The following is a 17342-nucleotide window of genomic DNA, read 5'->3' as shown; positions in this document are numbered from 1 at the left end:
CCGGAGGAATCTGGTGTCGTTAGCCCGCCCACTGCAATCAATGAAAGTAACTAGCCAGCGACGGGGTGCACGCCTTCGTCGGCGGGCGACGGTCGCGGCGGCCCTCGCGGCGACCCTCGTGGCGGGCGTCCTTCAGGGGCCTTCGGCTCAAGCGGCGCCGGTTGGCTACCAGCGACCGTCGTCCAAGCCGATACCCACCATTCCGGTGAAGGCGGTCACACCGGCTGCGACGCCAGCGGCGAAACTACCATCGGCGGCGTCCGCGAAACCGGCCCCGATCTGGCCTGCAGCCGGGACAGCGGTGGCCGACCTCACCGCTTCCGAGACTGGCGGGCCAGTCCGCGCCGGCACCTTGCCGGTACGGATCGCTCGCCCGGCTGCGACCTCGCGGGGCGCTTCCGCCGGCCGGGTGCGGGTCGAGGTGCTCGACCAGACTGCTTCGAGCCGGGCGGGAGTACAGGGCCTGCTACTTCGGGTTGGCGGGGCGGGCACCGCCGCCAGCGGGAATGCCGATGTCACAGTCGACTACCGGTCGTTCGCCACCGCCTATGGTGCTGACTGGGCCAGCCGACTGCGCTTGGTCTCCATGCCGGCCTGCGCACTGACCACTCCGCAGAAGAAGCAGTGCCTGGGTACTACTTCACTGAAATCCCGCAACGATCTCCGATCGGGCACAGTCACCGCCAGTGTCACGGTCGGCGCGTCGGAGAGCTTGCTGGCGCTCGCGGCAGGGGCTTCCGGCCCAGCCGGTGACTACAAGGCCACGTCTCTCCAGCCCTCCTCCACCTGGAGCGCCGGCGGCAGCGCGGGGGCCTTCACCTGGTCGTACCCAATGCGAGTGCCGCCGGGTGCCGGCGGCCCCGAGCCGAAGGTCGAACTGAGCTACTCATCGCAGTCGGTCGACGGCCGGCACGCCGCCTCCAACAACCAGCCCTCGTGGATCGGTGAGGGGTTCGAGGGATGGCCAGGGGGCTACATCGAGCGCACCTACCGAAACTGCTCGGACGACATGGGTGGCTCGGCCAACAATACCGAGAAGGCCACCGACATGTGCTGGGAGACGGACAATGCCACGATGTCCCTGGCCGGGCATTCCGGTGAGCTGATCTACAACTCCAGCGAGGATCGTTGGCATCTGCGTAACGACGACGGTTCGCGGATCGAGCGCAAAACCGGCGCGGCCAACGGGGACAACAACGGCGAGTACTGGGTGCTAACCACCACGGCTGGAACGCAGTACTGGTTCGGCCTCAACCGATTGCCCGGATGGGCCTCCGGCAACGGCGAGACCAATTCGACCTGGACGACGCCTGTTTTCGGCAACGAGCCGGGCGAGCCGTGCAATGCCACGACCTTCGCCGCTTCCGACTGCACCCAGGCGTGGCGGTGGAACTTGGACTACGTCGTCGACCTGCACGGCAACTCGGCGTCGTACTGGTACGGCAAGGAAACGAACAAGTACGCTCGCAACCTCGATACGAACGATGACGTTAGCTATGTCCGTGGTGGCTGGCTGGACCGGATCGACTACGGCACTCGACGGGTGAACGGCGTCGACTCGGTGCTCAGCACCCCGGCGCCGCTTCGCGTGGAGCTCACCGAGGCCGACCGCTGTCTGAGCAGCTGCACCACGCACGACGAGGCGCACTGGCCGGACACTCCATGGGACTCCGAATGCACCGGGACGTCCTGCGCGGACGACTACGCACCGACCTTCTGGACCACCAAGCGGCTGTCCACGGTTACCACCCAGGTCCGCACCGGTAGTGCCTACAGCGACGTCGAGCGGTGGACCCTCACCCATACGTTCCCCGATCCCGGTGATGGCACGCGCGCGGGCCTCTGGCTATCCAAGATCTCGCACGCCGGTCTGAGCGGCGGCAGCACCAGCGTCCCGGACATCGAGTTCACGCCGGTACAGCTTTCCAACCGGGTCGACACCGAGGACTTCGCAGCTGCGATGAACTGGATGCGGATCACGAAGATCCGTAACGAGGCGGGGGGAACGATCAGCGTCAACTACTCCGCCCAGGATTGTAAGGCCGGGCAAACCATGCCGACGCCGCAAGCCAACGGCCGGCGGTGCTACCCGGTGATCTGGGAACCGGAGGGCTACAGCGACCCCGTGACCGACTGGTTCCATAAGTACGTTGTGACCACCATCTACGAGAACGACAACACCGGTGGCGTGCCGCCGCAGGGCAGCCCTCGTACGGTCTATTCGTACAACTACCTCGACGGAGCCGCCTGGCACTACAACGACGACGACGGGCTGATTGACAAGAAGCGCAAGACCTGGTCCGACTTCCGTGGGTATGGCCGGGTGGGCGTCACCGTTGGTGATCCGGGTGAGCAGACCTATACCGAGAGCCGTTACTTCCGCGGCATGAACGGAGACCGGGCCACCCCCACGGGTGGAACCAAGTCGGTCACGATCGACGGGATACCGGATGAGGACTGGTACTCCGGAGTCGAGCGGGAGACCACCGTCTACAACGGCCCAGGTGGGCCGGTCGTTTCCCGTGTGCGCAACGTCCCATGGGCCTCAGCGGCGACCGCTACCCGAACGATCAACGGCGACACCGTCACCTCGAGGTTCAACGGGATCGGCACGACCACCACGCACACCACGCTCGACGCTGGGCGCGCCGAGCGGGTCAACAAGACCGTTACTACGTACGACAGCTTCGGCATGGCGGTCGCCGTGGACGACCTGGGCCAGGACGGCGTCGCGGGTGACGAACGCTGCACGAAGACCGACTACACCCCGAGGAATACAACCAGTTGGTTGATGGACCGGGTACATCGGGTGCAGACGTACGCAGTGAAGTGCTCAGACACGGCCACTCCCGCCTCGCTCAGCGAAGACGACGTGATCGGCGAGACTCGGACCTCGTACGACGATCACGCCTTCAAAGCCGAGCCGACGCGGGGTTTGACCACGCGGCTTGAGGAGATGGCGACGTGGAACGCCGGCGCGCCGACGTTCACCACCGTCGCACGGTCGGCCTACGACAGCCAGGGCCGCGTGACCTCGGTCTGGGACGCGAACAACTACGAAACCAAGACCGCCTATACCCCCGCGACCGGTGGCCCGGTGACCAGCAAGACTGTCACCAACCCGGCGCTACACGTCTCCACCACGACCCTCTCGCCGGGCTACGGCACGGAAACCGCGGTGGTGGACGCCAACGGCAAGCGCACCGACCTGGCATATGACGGTCTCGGCCGCCTCACCTCGGTCTGGCTTCCCAACCGAAACAAGGCCACCCAGAGCGCGAACATGACCTTCGCCTACACGGTCCGGACGGACGCGGCGACCGTCGTGTCCGCGTCGAAGCTCAACTCCGCGGGCGGCTACTCCACCTCGTACGCGCACTACGACGGGATGATGCGGGAAAGACAGACCCAGTCGCCTTCGATATCGGGTGGACGCCTGATCACCGAGACGTTCTACGACACGGTGGGGCGCAAGGCCAGGAGCTTCGGGACGTACCACGCGGTGGGGACGGCCGGTGCGACCCTGGTGACCACCACCGAACGAGCGTTGGTACCGAACCAGACGCGGACCGTGTACGACGGTGCCGGACGGACGACAGCTCAGGTCTTCCAGCCCTACAACGCCGAGCGGTGGCGCACCTCGACCTACTACGCGGGCGACCGCACCGACGCCACGCCGGCGGCCGGCGGCACGGCCACCTCGAGCATCGCGGACGCACGGGGGCAGCTCGTGGAGCTGCGGTACTACCACGGCGCCACCCCCACCCCCGGCGCGGCGGGCAGCTGGGATGCCACCAAGTACACCTTCAACCGCAAGGGACAAAAGACGGCCGTCACCGACTCCCGCGGCAACAAGTGGACGTACACCTTCGACCTACGGGGCCGGCAGACCGAGGTCGTCGACCCCGACAAGGGCAAGGCGGTCTCCACGTACGACAATGGCGGTCGGGTCGCCAGCCTGAGCGACGCCCGAGGTAAGAAGCTGGCCTACCTCTACGACTCGCTCAACCGCAAGCGGGCGGTCTACGAGAACCAGGTCGGTGGCACCATGCGGGCCCAGTGGGTCTACGACACCCTGGCAAAGGGTCAGCTCACCCAGTCGACCCGCTTCGTCGGCAGCGCGGCTTATCAGGTGAAGGTCAACGGCTACACGGACACGTACCTGCCAACCGGCAGTTCGGTAGTCATCCCCAGCGCGGAGACCGGACTGGCCGGGACCTATACCTTCGACACCACCTACAACGTGGACAACTCGGTGGCGTCGCAGAGCATGCCGTCGACGAACTCGGGCCTGCCGGCGGAGACGCTGCTGTTCGACTACAACAGCTTCGGGCTACCGAGCGGCCTCCGGACGTTGTACGGGAGCGTCAACTCGTCGTACGTCGCCGACACCGATTACAACGCGCTCGGCGAGATCGACCAGGTGGAGCTGTACACCGGTACCGGTGGACGGGTTTTCCAGAAGTTCACGCGGGAGCTTGAGACCGGCCGCCTGACCGGCATCCGGACGGACCGCGATTCGGTGGCGCCGAACATCCTTTCTGACGTCCGATACAGCTTCGACCAGACCGGCAACGTCACCAAGGTCACGGACGTCGCACCCGATCCGGTCGACGACACCCAGTGCTTTACCTACGACCATTTACGCCGGCTCTCCCATGCGTGGACGCCGTCGTCGGGTGACTGTGCTGCGGCGCGGTCGGCCACCTCGCTGGGCGGTCCCGCGCCATACTGGCGGTCGTGGACTTTCGACAGCGTGGGCAACAGGCGTTCGGAGGTGGTCCACGCCGCCGGCGGGGACACGACGACCACCTACAACTACCCGGCCGACGGCTCGCCGAAGGCGCACAGCCTTACCTCGACGACCGGTGGTCAGGTGGGCAACTACACCTACGACGAGACGGGCAACACGCTCACCCGACCCAGCGGTTCCGCTGGCACTCAGACGCTGACCTGGGACTTCGAGGGACACCTAAACACGGCGACCGACTCGACCGGGCAGACCAGTTTCATCTACGACGCGGACGGCAACCGGCTGATCCGCCGGGACCCGGCGGGCAAGACGGCGTATCTGCCCGGGCAGGAGATCCGATACAACTCCAGCACTCAGACGACCACCTGCACCCGCTTCTACTCGCACAACGGAGCCAGCGTCGCCTCCCGGACGGCCGCTGGCCTGACGTGGCTGACCGGTGATCACCATGGCACCGCCGGAGTCTCAGTGAACGCCGCCACCCAGCAGGCGGCGATCCGCCGGGAGACGCCATACGGCCTGCCCCGAGGTGCCACCCCGGTCTGGCCCAACGACAAGGGCTTCGTCGGTGGCACCAAGGACAACACCGGCCTCACCCACCTCGGGGCGCGGGAGTACGACCCACTGATCGGTCGTTTCATCAGCGTCGACCCTGTGCTGGACCTGTCGGACCCGCAGCAGATGAACGGCTACAACTACAGCAACAACAGCCCGGTAAGCACCAGCGATCCCACCGGCCTGAAGCAGTGCGGCAACGACAGTTGCACGATGTACACAACACCCACACCGGACGGCGAGATTGTCCACGAGCCGGGCGGAAAGAAGACCAGGATCACGAAGTCCTGCTTCGATCGCTACTGCATCGGCAAACCCAGGAACCCCACGAGACACGGCCCGTGGGACGATGAATTCGTGTACAACCCGGAGGCCGTCATCACTCCCGCCGATGTTGCGAGCTGGGCCAAGTGGCAGGCCAGACGCTATGCGTGCATCGCCTCGCAGAAGTCAGGGGTGGGCCAGTGTGCCAGTTGGGGCGAGGCGCCGTACTTGTACGACCGATACATGGAGAATAGCGGGGAGCCCTATGTATTCGACTTCGCTCCGGGCTACGACGGGGACCCGTATATTCGGCAGGAGGTCAACGACGAGATCTTGGCTGCGCAGTCCGCCGCTGAAAACCTAATGGGTAAGTCCGGCAGTACTACCTTTGACATGACCAGTATCGGCCGCAACATCAGGGACAATCCGACCACTGAGCGCTGGCAAAAGACGCTCGGCTCGTACGACATCTGGGCTAGTGCCGAGGTGACCGTCACCGGTGACACAGTGGCTATGCGGATCACCATTCATGCCGAGGACCGGTGGAACTTCAACAAAGATGCAAATGATCTTGGTACCGATATTTCCGATAACGAAAACGGGCGCTTCGCCGAGTTGGGCAGGGCGCAGGGCTTCAACTCATCAGGGTCGATGGTGAAGGACGTAGTGTGGAAAGCCGGTTCGCCAAGGAGCGCAGTCGTGACCGAGCCGTACCGGCAGCGTTGGTGACCAGGTTCGGCCGGCTGTTGCTCACCCTGGTGGCCGCGGTGGGGCTCGTCCTCACCGCGGCCTGCGGGGGCGGCTCCGGCACGCCGCCGGCAGCCGGCCGGAGTGGGCCGCCGGCCGGTGGATACACCATCGATCCGTTCGCTGATGGGTTGCAGCCGGTCTTCGACATGGACCCTGAGCTTGCGGACCAGGTCGGCAGGGTGCTGATCGGGTCGACGCCGGACATCGATGGTCTGAAGGTCGTGCCTCAGCAGTCGCCCTATGCCGATGGCGTCCTCTCGTCCGTCTGTGGGATGCGTAGAGGCAACGGCGTCTACGGCACTGCTTTCGGGCAGCAGCGTGAGTGGGAGGCGCCGGATCTGCGGGTCATGCAGCTCGCCGGCGCCTGGGGTGTGACGTCGGGTGCGCAGGCCGTCGAGCAGGTTCGCGGCAAGCTTGGTTGTGGCACCTACCGTGATCGCGAGGATCGTTATCGCGTTCTCGGTGAGACGCAGCTTCCTCGCCTGCCTGGTCTGGATGGGCAGCTGATGTACTGCGAGGTGATCGATGGAGCGGACCGCTCGGTGCCGACCCATATCTGTACCTTGCTGTTGGCCCGGGGTGCGCTCGTTTCACGGATCCGGACGCTCGCTCTGGACACTGCCACCGCTGAGCGGGTGACCAAGCAGTTCAGCGTGCTCGCGGCTCAGAGCCTCACCGCCATCTCCTGAGAATCGACCTGTTGGCCATCCCGCCGGGCGCGGTGACCGCCCCGGCGGGATGGCGCGGGCGACGGCAGTGCGGCGGACCTGTGCGGCGTCGAGGTCGGTCCGATGTTATGAATCGCCAGCGCGATCAGGACTAGGCAGCTGATCTGTTCGTTGCCGTCCCGGCCGGTTGGAAGGACCATGTCGATGTCTCTGCAAACGTTGTTCAATGACTTCGTCAGGGGCGTGGCGGAGCAACGGGCCGGGTACGGCTTCAAACAGGGGATGGGCTGCGTCTTCCGTCGGTACTCGGCGGCGGGCGACGCCCTCGTCATCGAACTGCAGATGTCGGACCACTCCACCGCGACCGAGAAGATCTTCTACATCAACGTGGGTCTGGTGTTGGCGCCGGCGTGGGAGGCTGCCCGGCAGCGCTACCGCCTGCCCGCGTCCGAGCAACCTCGGCCGCTGTACGCCATCTGGAAGCACCGCGTCGGATTCACCACCCTCTCCGGCGGGGACCAGTGGCGGATCGCCGACGAGGCCACCGCCGCTGAGGTGTCGGCGCAGGTGCGCCGGCGGCTTGACGAGACGCTGGCGGAGTTGCTGCCGCTGCTGGACCGTGAGGCGTTCCTCGCGGTCGCCGACAGCCGGGAGTTCCTCGGGGCCGGCGGCTGGCGGGTACGGGCCTGGTTGCTGGCGGAGCAGGGGCCGTCACCGGAGCTTGAACACCTGCTGTTCACCGAGCGGCCCGCCCACACGCACAAGTCGGCGATGATCCAGAACATCTGGACCTATGCGAACAGCAGATCCAGTGCCGAAGGCTCGCGGTGACGTCCCGCACCAGGGCCATCTTTGGCCGGCAGAGACATGGCAGGAAGGACAGCACGACGATGACACAGCACGTCGGCAACCCACTCGCGCCGCAGATCTGGAGGGTCTCATCGCTCGGTCGGTTCGGCGTACTCGCTCTGGTCCCTCTGGCCGGCCTGTTGTCGTGGCTGGCTCTTGGCTCCGTGCTCGCGAGCGCTCTCGCCATCGTCGGTGCGCTGCTGAGTTGGTGGAGGTTCGCCTGGCGTCCGGCCGTGATCCTCACGGACACTGAGGTGATCTTGCGGAATCCCAACGCCTCCCAGCACATCGCGCTTCGCGACGTCAGGATCGTCGACGCGGGTTACGGGGGCCTGACCATTACGACCTCGACGAACGAGCGTGTGGTCGCCTGGGCGGTCCAGAAGTCCAACCTTGCCAAATGGACTGGTAGGCATACTCGGGCCGATGATGTCGCGGCGTCGATCACCCGTGCCAGCCGGAGTTACGCCGAAACGTCGTAATCAGCCTCATCGACGCCGATGGCCACGTTTGTAGCCTCCGGACGTCGTTCGGCGTTGATCCCCGTGACATCTGCGCGAGTTCCGGAGCAACCCTCCGGGCCGGACCCCGCGTGACTATCTCGAAACGGGGATCGGAGGCCTGAATGAGCGATCGCGACGAGGCGTTCGCCGAGTACTTCACGGCAAGGTCCGGTGCCATGCGCGGCACCGCGTACCTGCTGTGCGGCGACTGGCACCGTGCCGAAGACCTGGTCCAGACCACATTCGTCAAGCTCTACCGCGTCTGGAACCGGATCTCCCGGCACGAGGTGCTCGACAGCTACGTGCGCCGGATCCTGATCCGGACCTTCCTCGACGAGCGCCGCCGCGGCTGGTGGCGGCGTGAACGGGTGGGTGGCGAGGACGCCGAGCAGGTGGCCCCGTCCGACTTGCCGGAGAGCCGACTGGTGCTGCTGCAGGCGCTGGCCCGGGTGGCGCCGCGTCAGCGGGCCGTGCTGGTTCTGCGGTACTGGGAGGACCTGTCGGTCGAGGACGTCGCGGCGTTGCTGGAGTGTTCTCCAGGGACGGTGAAGAGCCAGGCGGCACGCGGGCTCGACACGTTGCGCGGCCTCCTGGCACCCACCTACAGCGGGATCGAGATGGGGGAGCGATGAACGAGCAGGAGTTGCGCGAGGGGCTGCGCAGCGAGATGGCGGAGACAACCCCGCCACCACCATTGAGTACGACAGCCGCGCTCGGCGCGGCACGGCGGACGCACTTCCGCCGACGGGCGCTGTTGGCGTCCCTCGGTTCGGCGGCTGTCGTGCTGGCCGTCACCGGCTTCGCGGCCGTCGCCACCCCGGACGGGCACATCTACCAGCCGGCGGGCCAGGGGCCACTGGCTTCTCAGGACACCAAGGAACCGTGGCCGACCGGGCCGGACGGGCAACCGCAGGAGGACCGGACCGCGCGGGCCGGGTCCAAGTACGACCAGGGGGTTCACCTGCTCACCGAGGCTGTCTCGGTCATACCCTCCGGCTACAGCACGCCAGATGACCCGCCGGGCCAGTCCGCCGAGGAGCGGACGCTGCGGACCCACCAGGCGCAGTTCGAGGACAAGGTGGACGGCGTCGACGTGTGGAGCTATTCGTCCTCGGTTGCAGTGGCCCAGGGTGAGGGCACCGGGCGCGTGATCGTCGAGGTGCACGCTGCCGGCAACCCGCTGCCGACCGAGCCGTGCGACCTGGCCCAGAAGTTCTGGGGCATGAAGGGCGAGTGCCAGGTCGAGACCGTCGGAGCCGTGCGGGTCGGCGTCGTGGTCCGACCGAGCAGCGACGACCGGCTCGACCAGTGGTCGGCGTACCGGCACCCGGACGGCGTGGTGGTCTTCGTGGCGCAGGCCGCGCGGCTGGACGAGAGCCGGCCGGGGTTGACGAAGCTGCCGTTCTCCGTGCCGCAGTTGGCTGCCCTCGCGGCAGACGAACGGTTCCACCTGAAGTGACACGGCGACTCGGCCTCGCCGAGTGGGCCCAGGTGCCGCCACCGTGTGGGCCACCTGGGCCTTCGTGCGTGGAGTGGACGACGAGAATCGAACTCGCGTAGTCAGTTCGCGAGGACGAAGCTCACCGCCGACAGGGGCCGTACTGTGGACCCGGCGAACGGTTACGCTGCGCGACATGCGTGTCGGTTTCGGTGTGAGCGTCTCTTCGCAGGGGGAGACGATCGACCCCACGGATCTCCTGTTCGCGGTGGCGCCGTTGGTGCAGAGCCGCGGCATCGAGGTGCATCGGTCGGGCAACGTCCTGTGGTTCACCGGGCCGCAACTGTCGTCACTCGTCGAGCTCGCCGATCCACTGGCAAGGTGGTGGCAGGACGCAGTCCGGGTCGTAGATCATCAGGTGGACTTCCGATTCGTGGGTCCCGCCGGCCTCGACACCATCTCCTACTGCCAGCCTGACCTTGCACCCGAGCTTGTTCGCCACTTCATCGAGCACAACAGTGGCCCGCCGTCTGACACCAGCTCCGCCAGCCTGCATCGCGTTTTCTAGCAGTCCCCATCGGTCGGCAAGGCGCCGCACCGGCGTCGGTCGTGCGGGTGGGGAAGGCTGGACTGAGGGAGAAGCGAAAGGCCCAGGTGCCGCGTGCGGTCCACCTGGGCCTTCGTGTGTGGAGCGGGCGACGAGAATCGAACTCGCGTAGTCAGTTTGGAAGACTGAAGCTCTACCATTGAGCTACGCCCGCGTGCATCCCGCCGAAACGGGACGCGCCCCTAGCGTACCCAATGCTGTTGCCCGACGCGTAACCGCGTCACCGCCCCGCGGCGTCGCGTCGTCCGCGACCCGGCGGCACCGCGACCCGGCGGCACCGCGACCCGGCGGCACCGCGACCCGGCGGCACCGCGACCCAAGATCCGCGCAACATCCGGGATGTAGCGGCCTCGCCGCGCGCGGAGACCACCAGATCCGTGAAGTTGTGCGGATCTTGGCGGTGCGGGAGTGGGGGCTAATGGTAGTTTTCGGGTGATGTGTCCGGGTGGGGGATGCCCCGGCACCGACTGAGGCGTGGCGACGGCATAGACTGCACGTCGCCACGGGGTGTGGCGCAGCTTGGTAGCGCACTCGCTTTGGGAGCGAGGGGCCGTGGGTTCAAATCCCGCCACCCCGACTGTCGTCCGCGGCCGGGCCGCCCCGGGTGCCGCCCAGTGCGGCTCCCGGGCGATGCCGGAGCGTCAGGCCGGCTCGCCTACACTCGATGGGCTGAATCACGCCCAGACTCAACTGAGATCCGTCAAGGAGTACGCCTGTGAAGAGCACCGTCGAGACTCTGAGCCCGACGCGCGTGCGGCTCGCCATCGAGGTGCCGTTCGTCGAGCTCGAGCCGAGCCTCAAGAAGGCGTACCGGGAGATCGGTTCGCAGGTCCAGGTTCCGGGCTTCCGCAAGGGCAAGGTGCCGACCGCGGTCATCGACCAGCGGGTGGGCCGGGGCACCGTCCTCAACGAGGCGGTCCAGGAGGCCATCCCGGAGAACATCCTCGCCGCGGTGCGCGAGCACGACCTGAAGACGCTGGGGCGCCCGGAGGTCGAGATCACCGAGTTCAACGACGGTGACTCGCTCAACTTCACGGCCGAGGTCGACGTCCGCCCGGAGATCACCATCCCGGACGCGAGCACCATCGAGGTGACCGTCGACGAGCTGCAGATCGACGAGAGCGAGATCGACGAGCAGGTGAAGAACCTGCGCGAGCGTTTCGCGACCCTCAAGACCGTCGAGCGGGCCGCCGCCGAGGGCGACTACGTCCAGATCGACCTGAACGCCACCGTCGACGGCGAGGACGTGCCGGGCGGCCAGGCGAGCAACATCTCCCACGAGGTGGGCAGCAAGCAGCTCCTGCCGGGCCTGGACGAGGCCGTGGTCGGCCTCGCCGCCGGTGACGACACCACCTTCACCACCCAGCTGGTCGGCGGCGACTTCGCCGGTCGCGACGCCGACGTGGCGGTGACCGTGCGCACGGTCAAGGAGAAGGAGCTGCCGGAGCTGAACGACGAGTTCGCCCAGATGGCGAGCGAGTTCGACACGATCGAGGAGCTGCGCGGCGACCTGCGCAACCGGGTCACCCAGGGCAAGCAGGTCGAGCAGATCTACGCCGCTCGGGACAAGGCCCTGGCCCAGCTCGTCGAGGCCGCCGACATCCCGGCCCCGGAGGGTGTCGTCCGCGAGGAGGTCGACAGCCGCAAGCAGGCGATGGTCGACCAGCTCGAGCGGATCGGCGCCTCGATGGAGGAGTACCTCGCGGCCGAGGACAAGACCGAGGAGCAGATCGACGCCGAGCTGACCGAGGCGGCGACCGAGGGCGTCAAGGTCCAGCTCCTGCTGGACACGCTGGCCGACGCCGAGGACGTGCAGGTCTCCGACGACGAGTTCGGGCACGAGATCGTGCACCGGGCGCAGCGCGCCGGGATGGCCCCGCAGCAGTACTACGACCAGCTGGTGCGCTCCGGCGCGGCCGCCGCGGTCTTCGGCGACGTGCGGCGGGGCAAGGCGCTCGCGGCCGTCATGGAGAAGATCACGATCAAGGACTCGGCCGGCAACGGGATCACCCTCGACGCGCTGCGCGCCGCCAACGAGGCGGAGCACAACCACGACCACTGATCGTCGGGTGCGGCCGCCGTCCACCGCTCAGCGGCGGACGGCGGCCGTTTCCCTCCCGGGTCCGCCCGGGCAGCAGGCACTGCCGGGTCCGCCCGGGCATGCAAGGCACTGCCGGGTACGCCCGGAAGCCCGCGCCGCGGGTACGCCCGACACAGCTGCGCTGAGAGCGAACACTGCCCCGACCGGGACTCTGCCGCCCCGCACAGCGGTTAGTGTCGGGAAAGACGGTACGGAGAGCGAAGGGCTGCCATGACCGACATGCACATCCCCAAGAAGTCGCTCCGGGCGATTGACGCGCGCGGTGGCGACTCCATTGGCAACCTCGACGACTCGGTCTACAACCGGTTGCTCAAGGAACGCATCATCTTCCTGGGCAGTGAGGTGACCGACCAGGTCGCCAACCGCATCTGCGCGCAGCTGCTGCTGCTCGCCGCGGAGGACCCGGACCGCGACATCAACCTGTGGATCAACTCGCCGGGTGGCTCGGTCTACTCCGGCATGGCGATCTACGACACCATGCAGTTCATCGACAACGACGTGTCGACCGTGGCGATGGGCATGGCTGCCTCGATGGGTCAGCTGCTGCTCTGCGCGGGCACCAAGGGCAAGCGGTACGCCCTGCCCCACGCACGGATCATGATGCACCAGCCGTCCGGTGGTCTGGGCGGCACGGCGTCCGACATCGCCATCCAGGCGGAGCAGATGCTCTACACGAAGCGGATGTTCCAGGAGCGGGTCGCGCACCACACCGGCCAGAGCCAGTCGCAGATCGAGGCCGACTCGGACCGGGACCGTTGGTTCACCGCCCAGGAGGCCATGGACTACGGCTTCATCGACAAGGTGATCATCGGGGCCGCACAGGTTCCGGATGGCGCCGGGACCCTGAGCTGAGGAGCTGACGATGACCGATCTGAGCCTGCCGCCCCAGTTCGCGGCCGTGCACAACCGCTACGTGCTGCCGTCGTTCGTCGAGCGCACGTCGTACGGGGTCAAGGAGTCGAACCCGTACAACAAGCTCTTCGAGGACCGGATCATCTTCCTCGGCGTCCAGGTGGACGACGCGTCGGCCAACGACGTGATGGCCCAGCTGCTGACGCTCGAGGGCACCGACCCGGACCGCGACATCATCATGTACATCAACTCGCCGGGTGGTTCGTTCACCGCCATGACGGCGATCTACGACACCATGCAGTACGTCCGTCCGGACATCTCGACGGTCTGCCTCGGGCAGGCGGCGAGCGCGGCGGCGGTGCTGCTCTCGGCGGGCACTCCGGGTAAGCGGATGGCCCTGCCGAATTCGCGGATCATCATCCACCAGCCGGCCACCGAGGGCGGCTACGGGCAGGGCTCGGACATCGAGATCCAGGCCCGGGAGATCCTGCGGATGCGTACGCAGCTGGAGGACATGCTGTCCCGCCACTGCAACCGCCCGATCGAGCAGGTTCGCAAGGACATCGACCGTGACAAGATCATGACGGCCGAGGAGTCCAAGGAGTACGGGCTGGTCGACACGATCCTGACCAGCCGCAAGAAGGGTTTGCTGGCGGCCAACGCCGCCCGCTGAGCCGTACCGGGTCAGAGGTTGGCCGGGGCTTTCGTTCCCGGCCGACCTCTGACACACCCGTTTTGGGGGTCGGAGAATGCCCCGCCAGCGGGTAACGTCGGGTCCGTACCGCTTCGCCGGCTGGGCTGGCGGCGCGAACCAAACCGGGCGGCGTGCAACGTCCGCAGGTCAGGGCCGGGTCTCCGGCCGATGAGTGCAGGGAGAACGTAGGTGGCACGGATCGGTGACGGCGGCGACCTACTGAAATGCTCCTTCTGCGGCAAGTCGCAGAAGCAGGTCAAGAAGCTCATCGCGGGCCCAGGGGTCTACATCTGCGACGAGTGCATCGATCTCTGCAACGAGATCATCGAAGAGGAGCTGGCCGAGTCCGGCGAGGTGAAGTGGGAAGAGCTTCCCAAGCCGATGGAGATCTGCCAGTTCCTCGACACCTACGTCGTGGGTCAGGATCAGGCCAAGAAGGCGCTCGCCGTAGCGGTCTACAACCACTACAAGCGGATCCAGGCCGAGGCGGCTGGCGCGCCGGGCTCCGGCAGTGACGCCGTCGAGCTGGCCAAGTCCAACATCCTGCTGCTCGGCCCGACGGGGTGCGGCAAGACCCACCTGGCGCAGACCCTCGCCCGGATGTTGAACGTCCCGTTCGCCATCGCCGACGCCACCGCGCTGACCGAGGCGGGCTACGTGGGCGAGGACGTGGAGAACATCCTCCTCAAGCTGATCCAGGCCGCCGACTACGACATCAAGCGCGCCGAGACCGGCATCATCTACATCGACGAGGTCGACAAGATCGCCCGCAAGTCGGAGAATCCGTCGATCACCCGGGACGTCTCCGGTGAGGGCGTGCAGCAGGCGCTGCTCAAGATGCTCGAGGGCACGGTGGCCAACGTGCCGCCGCAGGGTGGCCGTAAGCACCCACACCAGGAGTTCATCCAAATCGACACCACGAACGTGCTGTTCATCTGTGGTGGGGCGTTCGCCGGCCTCGACCAGATCATCGAGTCCCGCACCGGGCAGGGCGGCACCGGTTTCGGCGCCCGGCTCCGGTCGGTCTCCGAGCGGTCGACGGACGACATCTTCAGCCAGGTCATGCCGGAAGACATGCTCAAGTTCGGGTTGATCCCCGAGTTCGTCGGCCGGCTACCGGTCATCACCAACGTTCGCAGCCTGGACCGCAGCGCCCTCGTTCGGATCCTCACCGAGCCGCGCAACGCCCTGGTCCGGCAATACCAGCGTCTGTTCGAGCTGGACGGTGTCGAGCTCGAGTTCGACGAGCCGGCGCTGGAAGCCATCGCCGATCAGGCGATGCTCCGGGGCACCGGTGCACGTGGTCTACGGGCCATCATCGAGGAGGTTCTGCTCTCCGCGATGTACGAGGTGCCGAGCAACCCCGACGCCGCCCGCGTGCTGATCACCCGCGAGGTTGTCCTGGAGAACGTCAACCCGACCATCGTGCCGCGTGAGTTCACCGGGCGCCGGGCTCGGCGCGACCGCGAAGACAAGTCCGCCTGATCCTTTCCGCGTCCCGCCGGCCGTTCGATCCTGAGCGGCCGGCGTGATCGTGTTCGGCGCCGTTCGCCAGTGACGACCGCCCGCCCGAGTCGGTCAGGCCGTCGCGCTGTCCGTGAACGGGTCTCCAGCCGTACCCTGGGCTCATGCGTGTCGCCGTCTGCCAGCTGAACGCCCGGGACGACCGTAAGGCGAATCTGGCGGCCGCTGAGGCCCTGCTGGAGCGCGCCGCCGCCGGCGGCGCGGATCTTGCCGTCCTTCCGGAGTACGTCGACTACCTGGGTCCTGCCGGTGGGCTGCCCGAACCGGAGCCGGTCGACGGGGAGGTCGGCAGCTTCTTCGCCGGGGTGGCCAGGCGGCTCGGGATCTGGGTGGTGGCCGGTTCGTTCCATGAGGCGGGTCCGGACCCGGACCACACGTGGAACACCTCGCTGGTCTTCGACCGTTCCGGCAGTCTGGCCGCGAGCTATCGCAAGATCCACCTGTACGACGTGGAGATCCCCGGTCGGGTCTCCTATCGGGAGTCGACGAGTGTCGCGCCCGGGGCCCAACCCGTGGTGGTCGACGTCGAGGGGCTACGGGTCGGCCTGTCGATCTGCTACGACCTGCGCTTCCCGGAGCTCTACCGGCTGCTCGCGTCCGATGGCGGCGCGCAGCTGCTCGTGGTTCCGGCAGCGTTCATGATGCACACCGGCCGGGACCATTGGGAGGTCCTGCTGCGGGCCAGGGCGATCGAGAACCAGTGTTTCGTGGCGGCGGCCGGTCAGACCGGCGACCACGAGCCAGGTCGCACCTGCTTCGGGCGCAGCATGGTGGTCGACCCGTGGGGGACGGTCATCGGCCAGGTGCCGGACGGCCCGGGGGTCTCCGTCGTCGACCTGGACCTGGAGCGGCTCGACACGATCCGCGCCGAGCTGCCCAGCCTGGCCAACCGCCGGCTCGGAACCTCAACCCTCCAGCAGGACGCCGATCACCGCGAACCCGGCGATGACGGCGGCGGTGACCAGCAGCGCCGTGGTCATCCGGGACCTGCCACGTCGGGCCAGCCGTCCCACCGAGAGCACAAGCACGACCAGCACGACCGCGCCGATCACCACCTGCCAGAACGGCCCGATGAGGCCGAGCAGCGCCTGCTCGGCGAACACCCTGGTGCCGTGCCCGGACTCATCCATGATTGACACTCTGGCACGTCGAGGTGGCCCGCGTCCTCGGCTGTCTCGGGGAGTCGAGGTTGCTGGCAGTTCGGCGGCGCCGGGAACCGGCGGGCGCTCTTCGTCCGAACCAGTGATGAACCCTGATTTGCCTTCTCCGGGCCGTCCGCGTAACTTTCTCTCTGCACGGGGGAGGCCGGACAAACCGGCCGAGAACGGGCGCCAGGCTCGTGGCGGGAACGCCGAGCGGGACTGAGGATCGGGCGGTGCGGAACACTCCGGAAACGGGGTTGCGAACGCGAAGCCGACCGGGTAGAGTTTCGAAGCCGGCAGGAGCCGGGCGGAGAGCCGCGAAGCGGCGATCGGCCGGTCTGCGGCTTCCCACGACAGAAACGAACGTTGGCAACGACGTGCGTCATCGTGGACTCGAGCAAGCAAGACTATCCGCATCACCGGATGAAGCATGACGAACCGCGAAATATCGGTTTGACAGGGCGGAAACGAGCGGGTAACGTAGTAAAAGTGCCTGGCGCTGAAAGCGCGGGGCGCGGGGTGTGGAAAAGCCCCGTGATGGGTGCCACTGAGTGTGGTGCTTTGATCGGTGTGTGGTTGTTCTTTGAGAACTCAACAGGGTGCTTGTAAAGCCAGTGCCAATTATGATTTATACCCCGGACT

Annotated in this window: 12 protein-coding genes, 2 tRNA genes and 1 pseudogene; 13 read left to right on the top strand and 2 right to left on the bottom strand. The window is 67.0% G+C overall.

Features of this window, described 5'->3' with window-relative positions; all coding sequences use genetic code 11:
• Positions 1-301 precede the first annotated feature (301 nt).
• The 7 genes from ABZU43_RS32150 (at position 302) to ABZU43_RS32120 (ending at position 10348) form a co-directional block, all read left to right on the top strand.
• A complete protein-coding gene (locus ABZU43_RS32150) occupies positions 302-6301 on the top strand; it encodes an RHS repeat-associated core domain-containing protein (protein ID WP_355010125.1) in 6000 nt (1999 codons plus the stop codon).
• A complete protein-coding gene (locus ABZU43_RS32145; RefSeq protein WP_355010124.1) occupies positions 6241-7011 on the top strand; it encodes a hypothetical protein in 771 nt (256 codons plus the stop codon). The genes ABZU43_RS32150 and ABZU43_RS32145 overlap by 61 nt, the downstream gene beginning before the upstream one ends.
• A 183-nt stretch (positions 7012-7194) precedes the next feature.
• Positions 7195-7821: a DUF4304 domain-containing protein gene (locus ABZU43_RS32140; protein WP_355010123.1), complete on the top strand. Its 627-nt coding sequence runs from the start codon at positions 7195-7197 to the stop codon at positions 7819-7821.
• 59 nt (positions 7822-7880) lie between these two features.
• Positions 7881-8321: a hypothetical protein gene (locus tag ABZU43_RS32135; protein WP_355010122.1), complete on the top strand. Its 441-nt coding sequence runs from the start codon at positions 7881-7883 to the stop codon at positions 8319-8321.
• Between the two features lie 143 nt (positions 8322-8464).
• Positions 8465-8974, top strand: coding sequence for a SigE family RNA polymerase sigma factor (locus ABZU43_RS32130; protein WP_355010121.1), 510 nt, complete (start codon positions 8465-8467; stop codon positions 8972-8974).
• Positions 8971-9801 carry a hypothetical protein gene (locus tag ABZU43_RS32125; RefSeq protein ID WP_355010120.1) on the top strand — a complete coding sequence of 277 codons (831 nt, stop codon included), beginning with the start codon at positions 8971-8973 and terminating at the stop codon, positions 9799-9801. The genes ABZU43_RS32130 and ABZU43_RS32125 overlap by 4 nt, the downstream gene beginning before the upstream one ends.
• A gap of 175 nt (positions 9802-9976) precedes the next feature.
• Entirely contained in the window at positions 9977-10348 is a 372-nt protein-coding gene (locus ABZU43_RS32120) for a hypothetical protein (protein WP_355010119.1), read from the top strand.
• A 119-nt stretch (positions 10349-10467) separates the two neighbouring features.
• On the opposite strand, the gene ABZU43_RS32115 is transcribed toward ABZU43_RS32120, so the two are convergent.
• Positions 10468-10541 (bottom strand) — tRNA-Gly (locus tag ABZU43_RS32115).
• Positions 10542-10890: 349 nt separating this feature from the next.
• On the opposite strand from ABZU43_RS32115, the gene ABZU43_RS32110 reads away from it, so the two are divergent.
• The 6 genes and pseudogenes from ABZU43_RS32110 to ABZU43_RS32085 all read left to right on the top strand — a co-directional run.
• Positions 10891-10964: transfer RNA gene (locus ABZU43_RS32110), tRNA-Pro, on the top strand.
• 138 nt (positions 10965-11102) lie between these two features.
• A complete protein-coding gene (gene tig / locus ABZU43_RS32105; RefSeq protein ID WP_355010118.1) occupies positions 11103-12449 on the top strand; it encodes a trigger factor in 1347 nt (448 codons plus the stop codon).
• Positions 12450-12698: 249 nt separating this feature from the next.
• The gene (locus tag ABZU43_RS32100) at positions 12699-13340 is read left to right on the top strand and encodes an ATP-dependent Clp protease proteolytic subunit (RefSeq protein ID WP_007464111.1); all 642 of its coding nucleotides are present in this window, start codon (positions 12699-12701) and stop codon (positions 13338-13340) included.
• A gap of 10 nt (positions 13341-13350) precedes the next feature.
• Positions 13351-14013 (top strand): ATP-dependent Clp protease proteolytic subunit, encoded by a 663-nt coding sequence (locus tag ABZU43_RS32095; RefSeq protein WP_030333536.1) that lies wholly within the window; start codon positions 13351-13353, stop codon positions 14011-14013.
• A 210-nt stretch (positions 14014-14223) separates the two neighbouring features.
• Positions 14224-15519 carry an ATP-dependent Clp protease ATP-binding subunit ClpX gene (gene clpX / locus ABZU43_RS32090; RefSeq protein ID WP_355010117.1) on the top strand — a complete coding sequence of 432 codons (1296 nt, stop codon included), beginning with the start codon at positions 14224-14226 and terminating at the stop codon, positions 15517-15519.
• 143 nt (positions 15520-15662) lie between these two features.
• Positions 15663-16457: pseudogene (locus ABZU43_RS32085) on the top strand (carbon-nitrogen hydrolase family protein); the annotation flags it as partial.
• Between the two features lie 6 nt (positions 16458-16463).
• Here ABZU43_RS32085 and ABZU43_RS32080 read toward each other — a convergent pair.
• On the bottom strand, positions 16464-16688 hold the full coding sequence (locus ABZU43_RS32080; RefSeq protein WP_355010144.1) for a hypothetical protein: 225 nt from the start codon (positions 16686-16688) through the stop codon (positions 16464-16466).
• Positions 16689-17342: the final 654 nt, after the last annotated feature.

This window comes from Micromonospora sp. NPDC005205 (genome assembly GCF_040608275.1).
GTDB lineage: Bacteria > Actinomycetota > Actinomycetes > Mycobacteriales > Micromonosporaceae > Micromonospora.
This window is presented reverse-complemented; position numbering and strand designations above follow the sequence as displayed.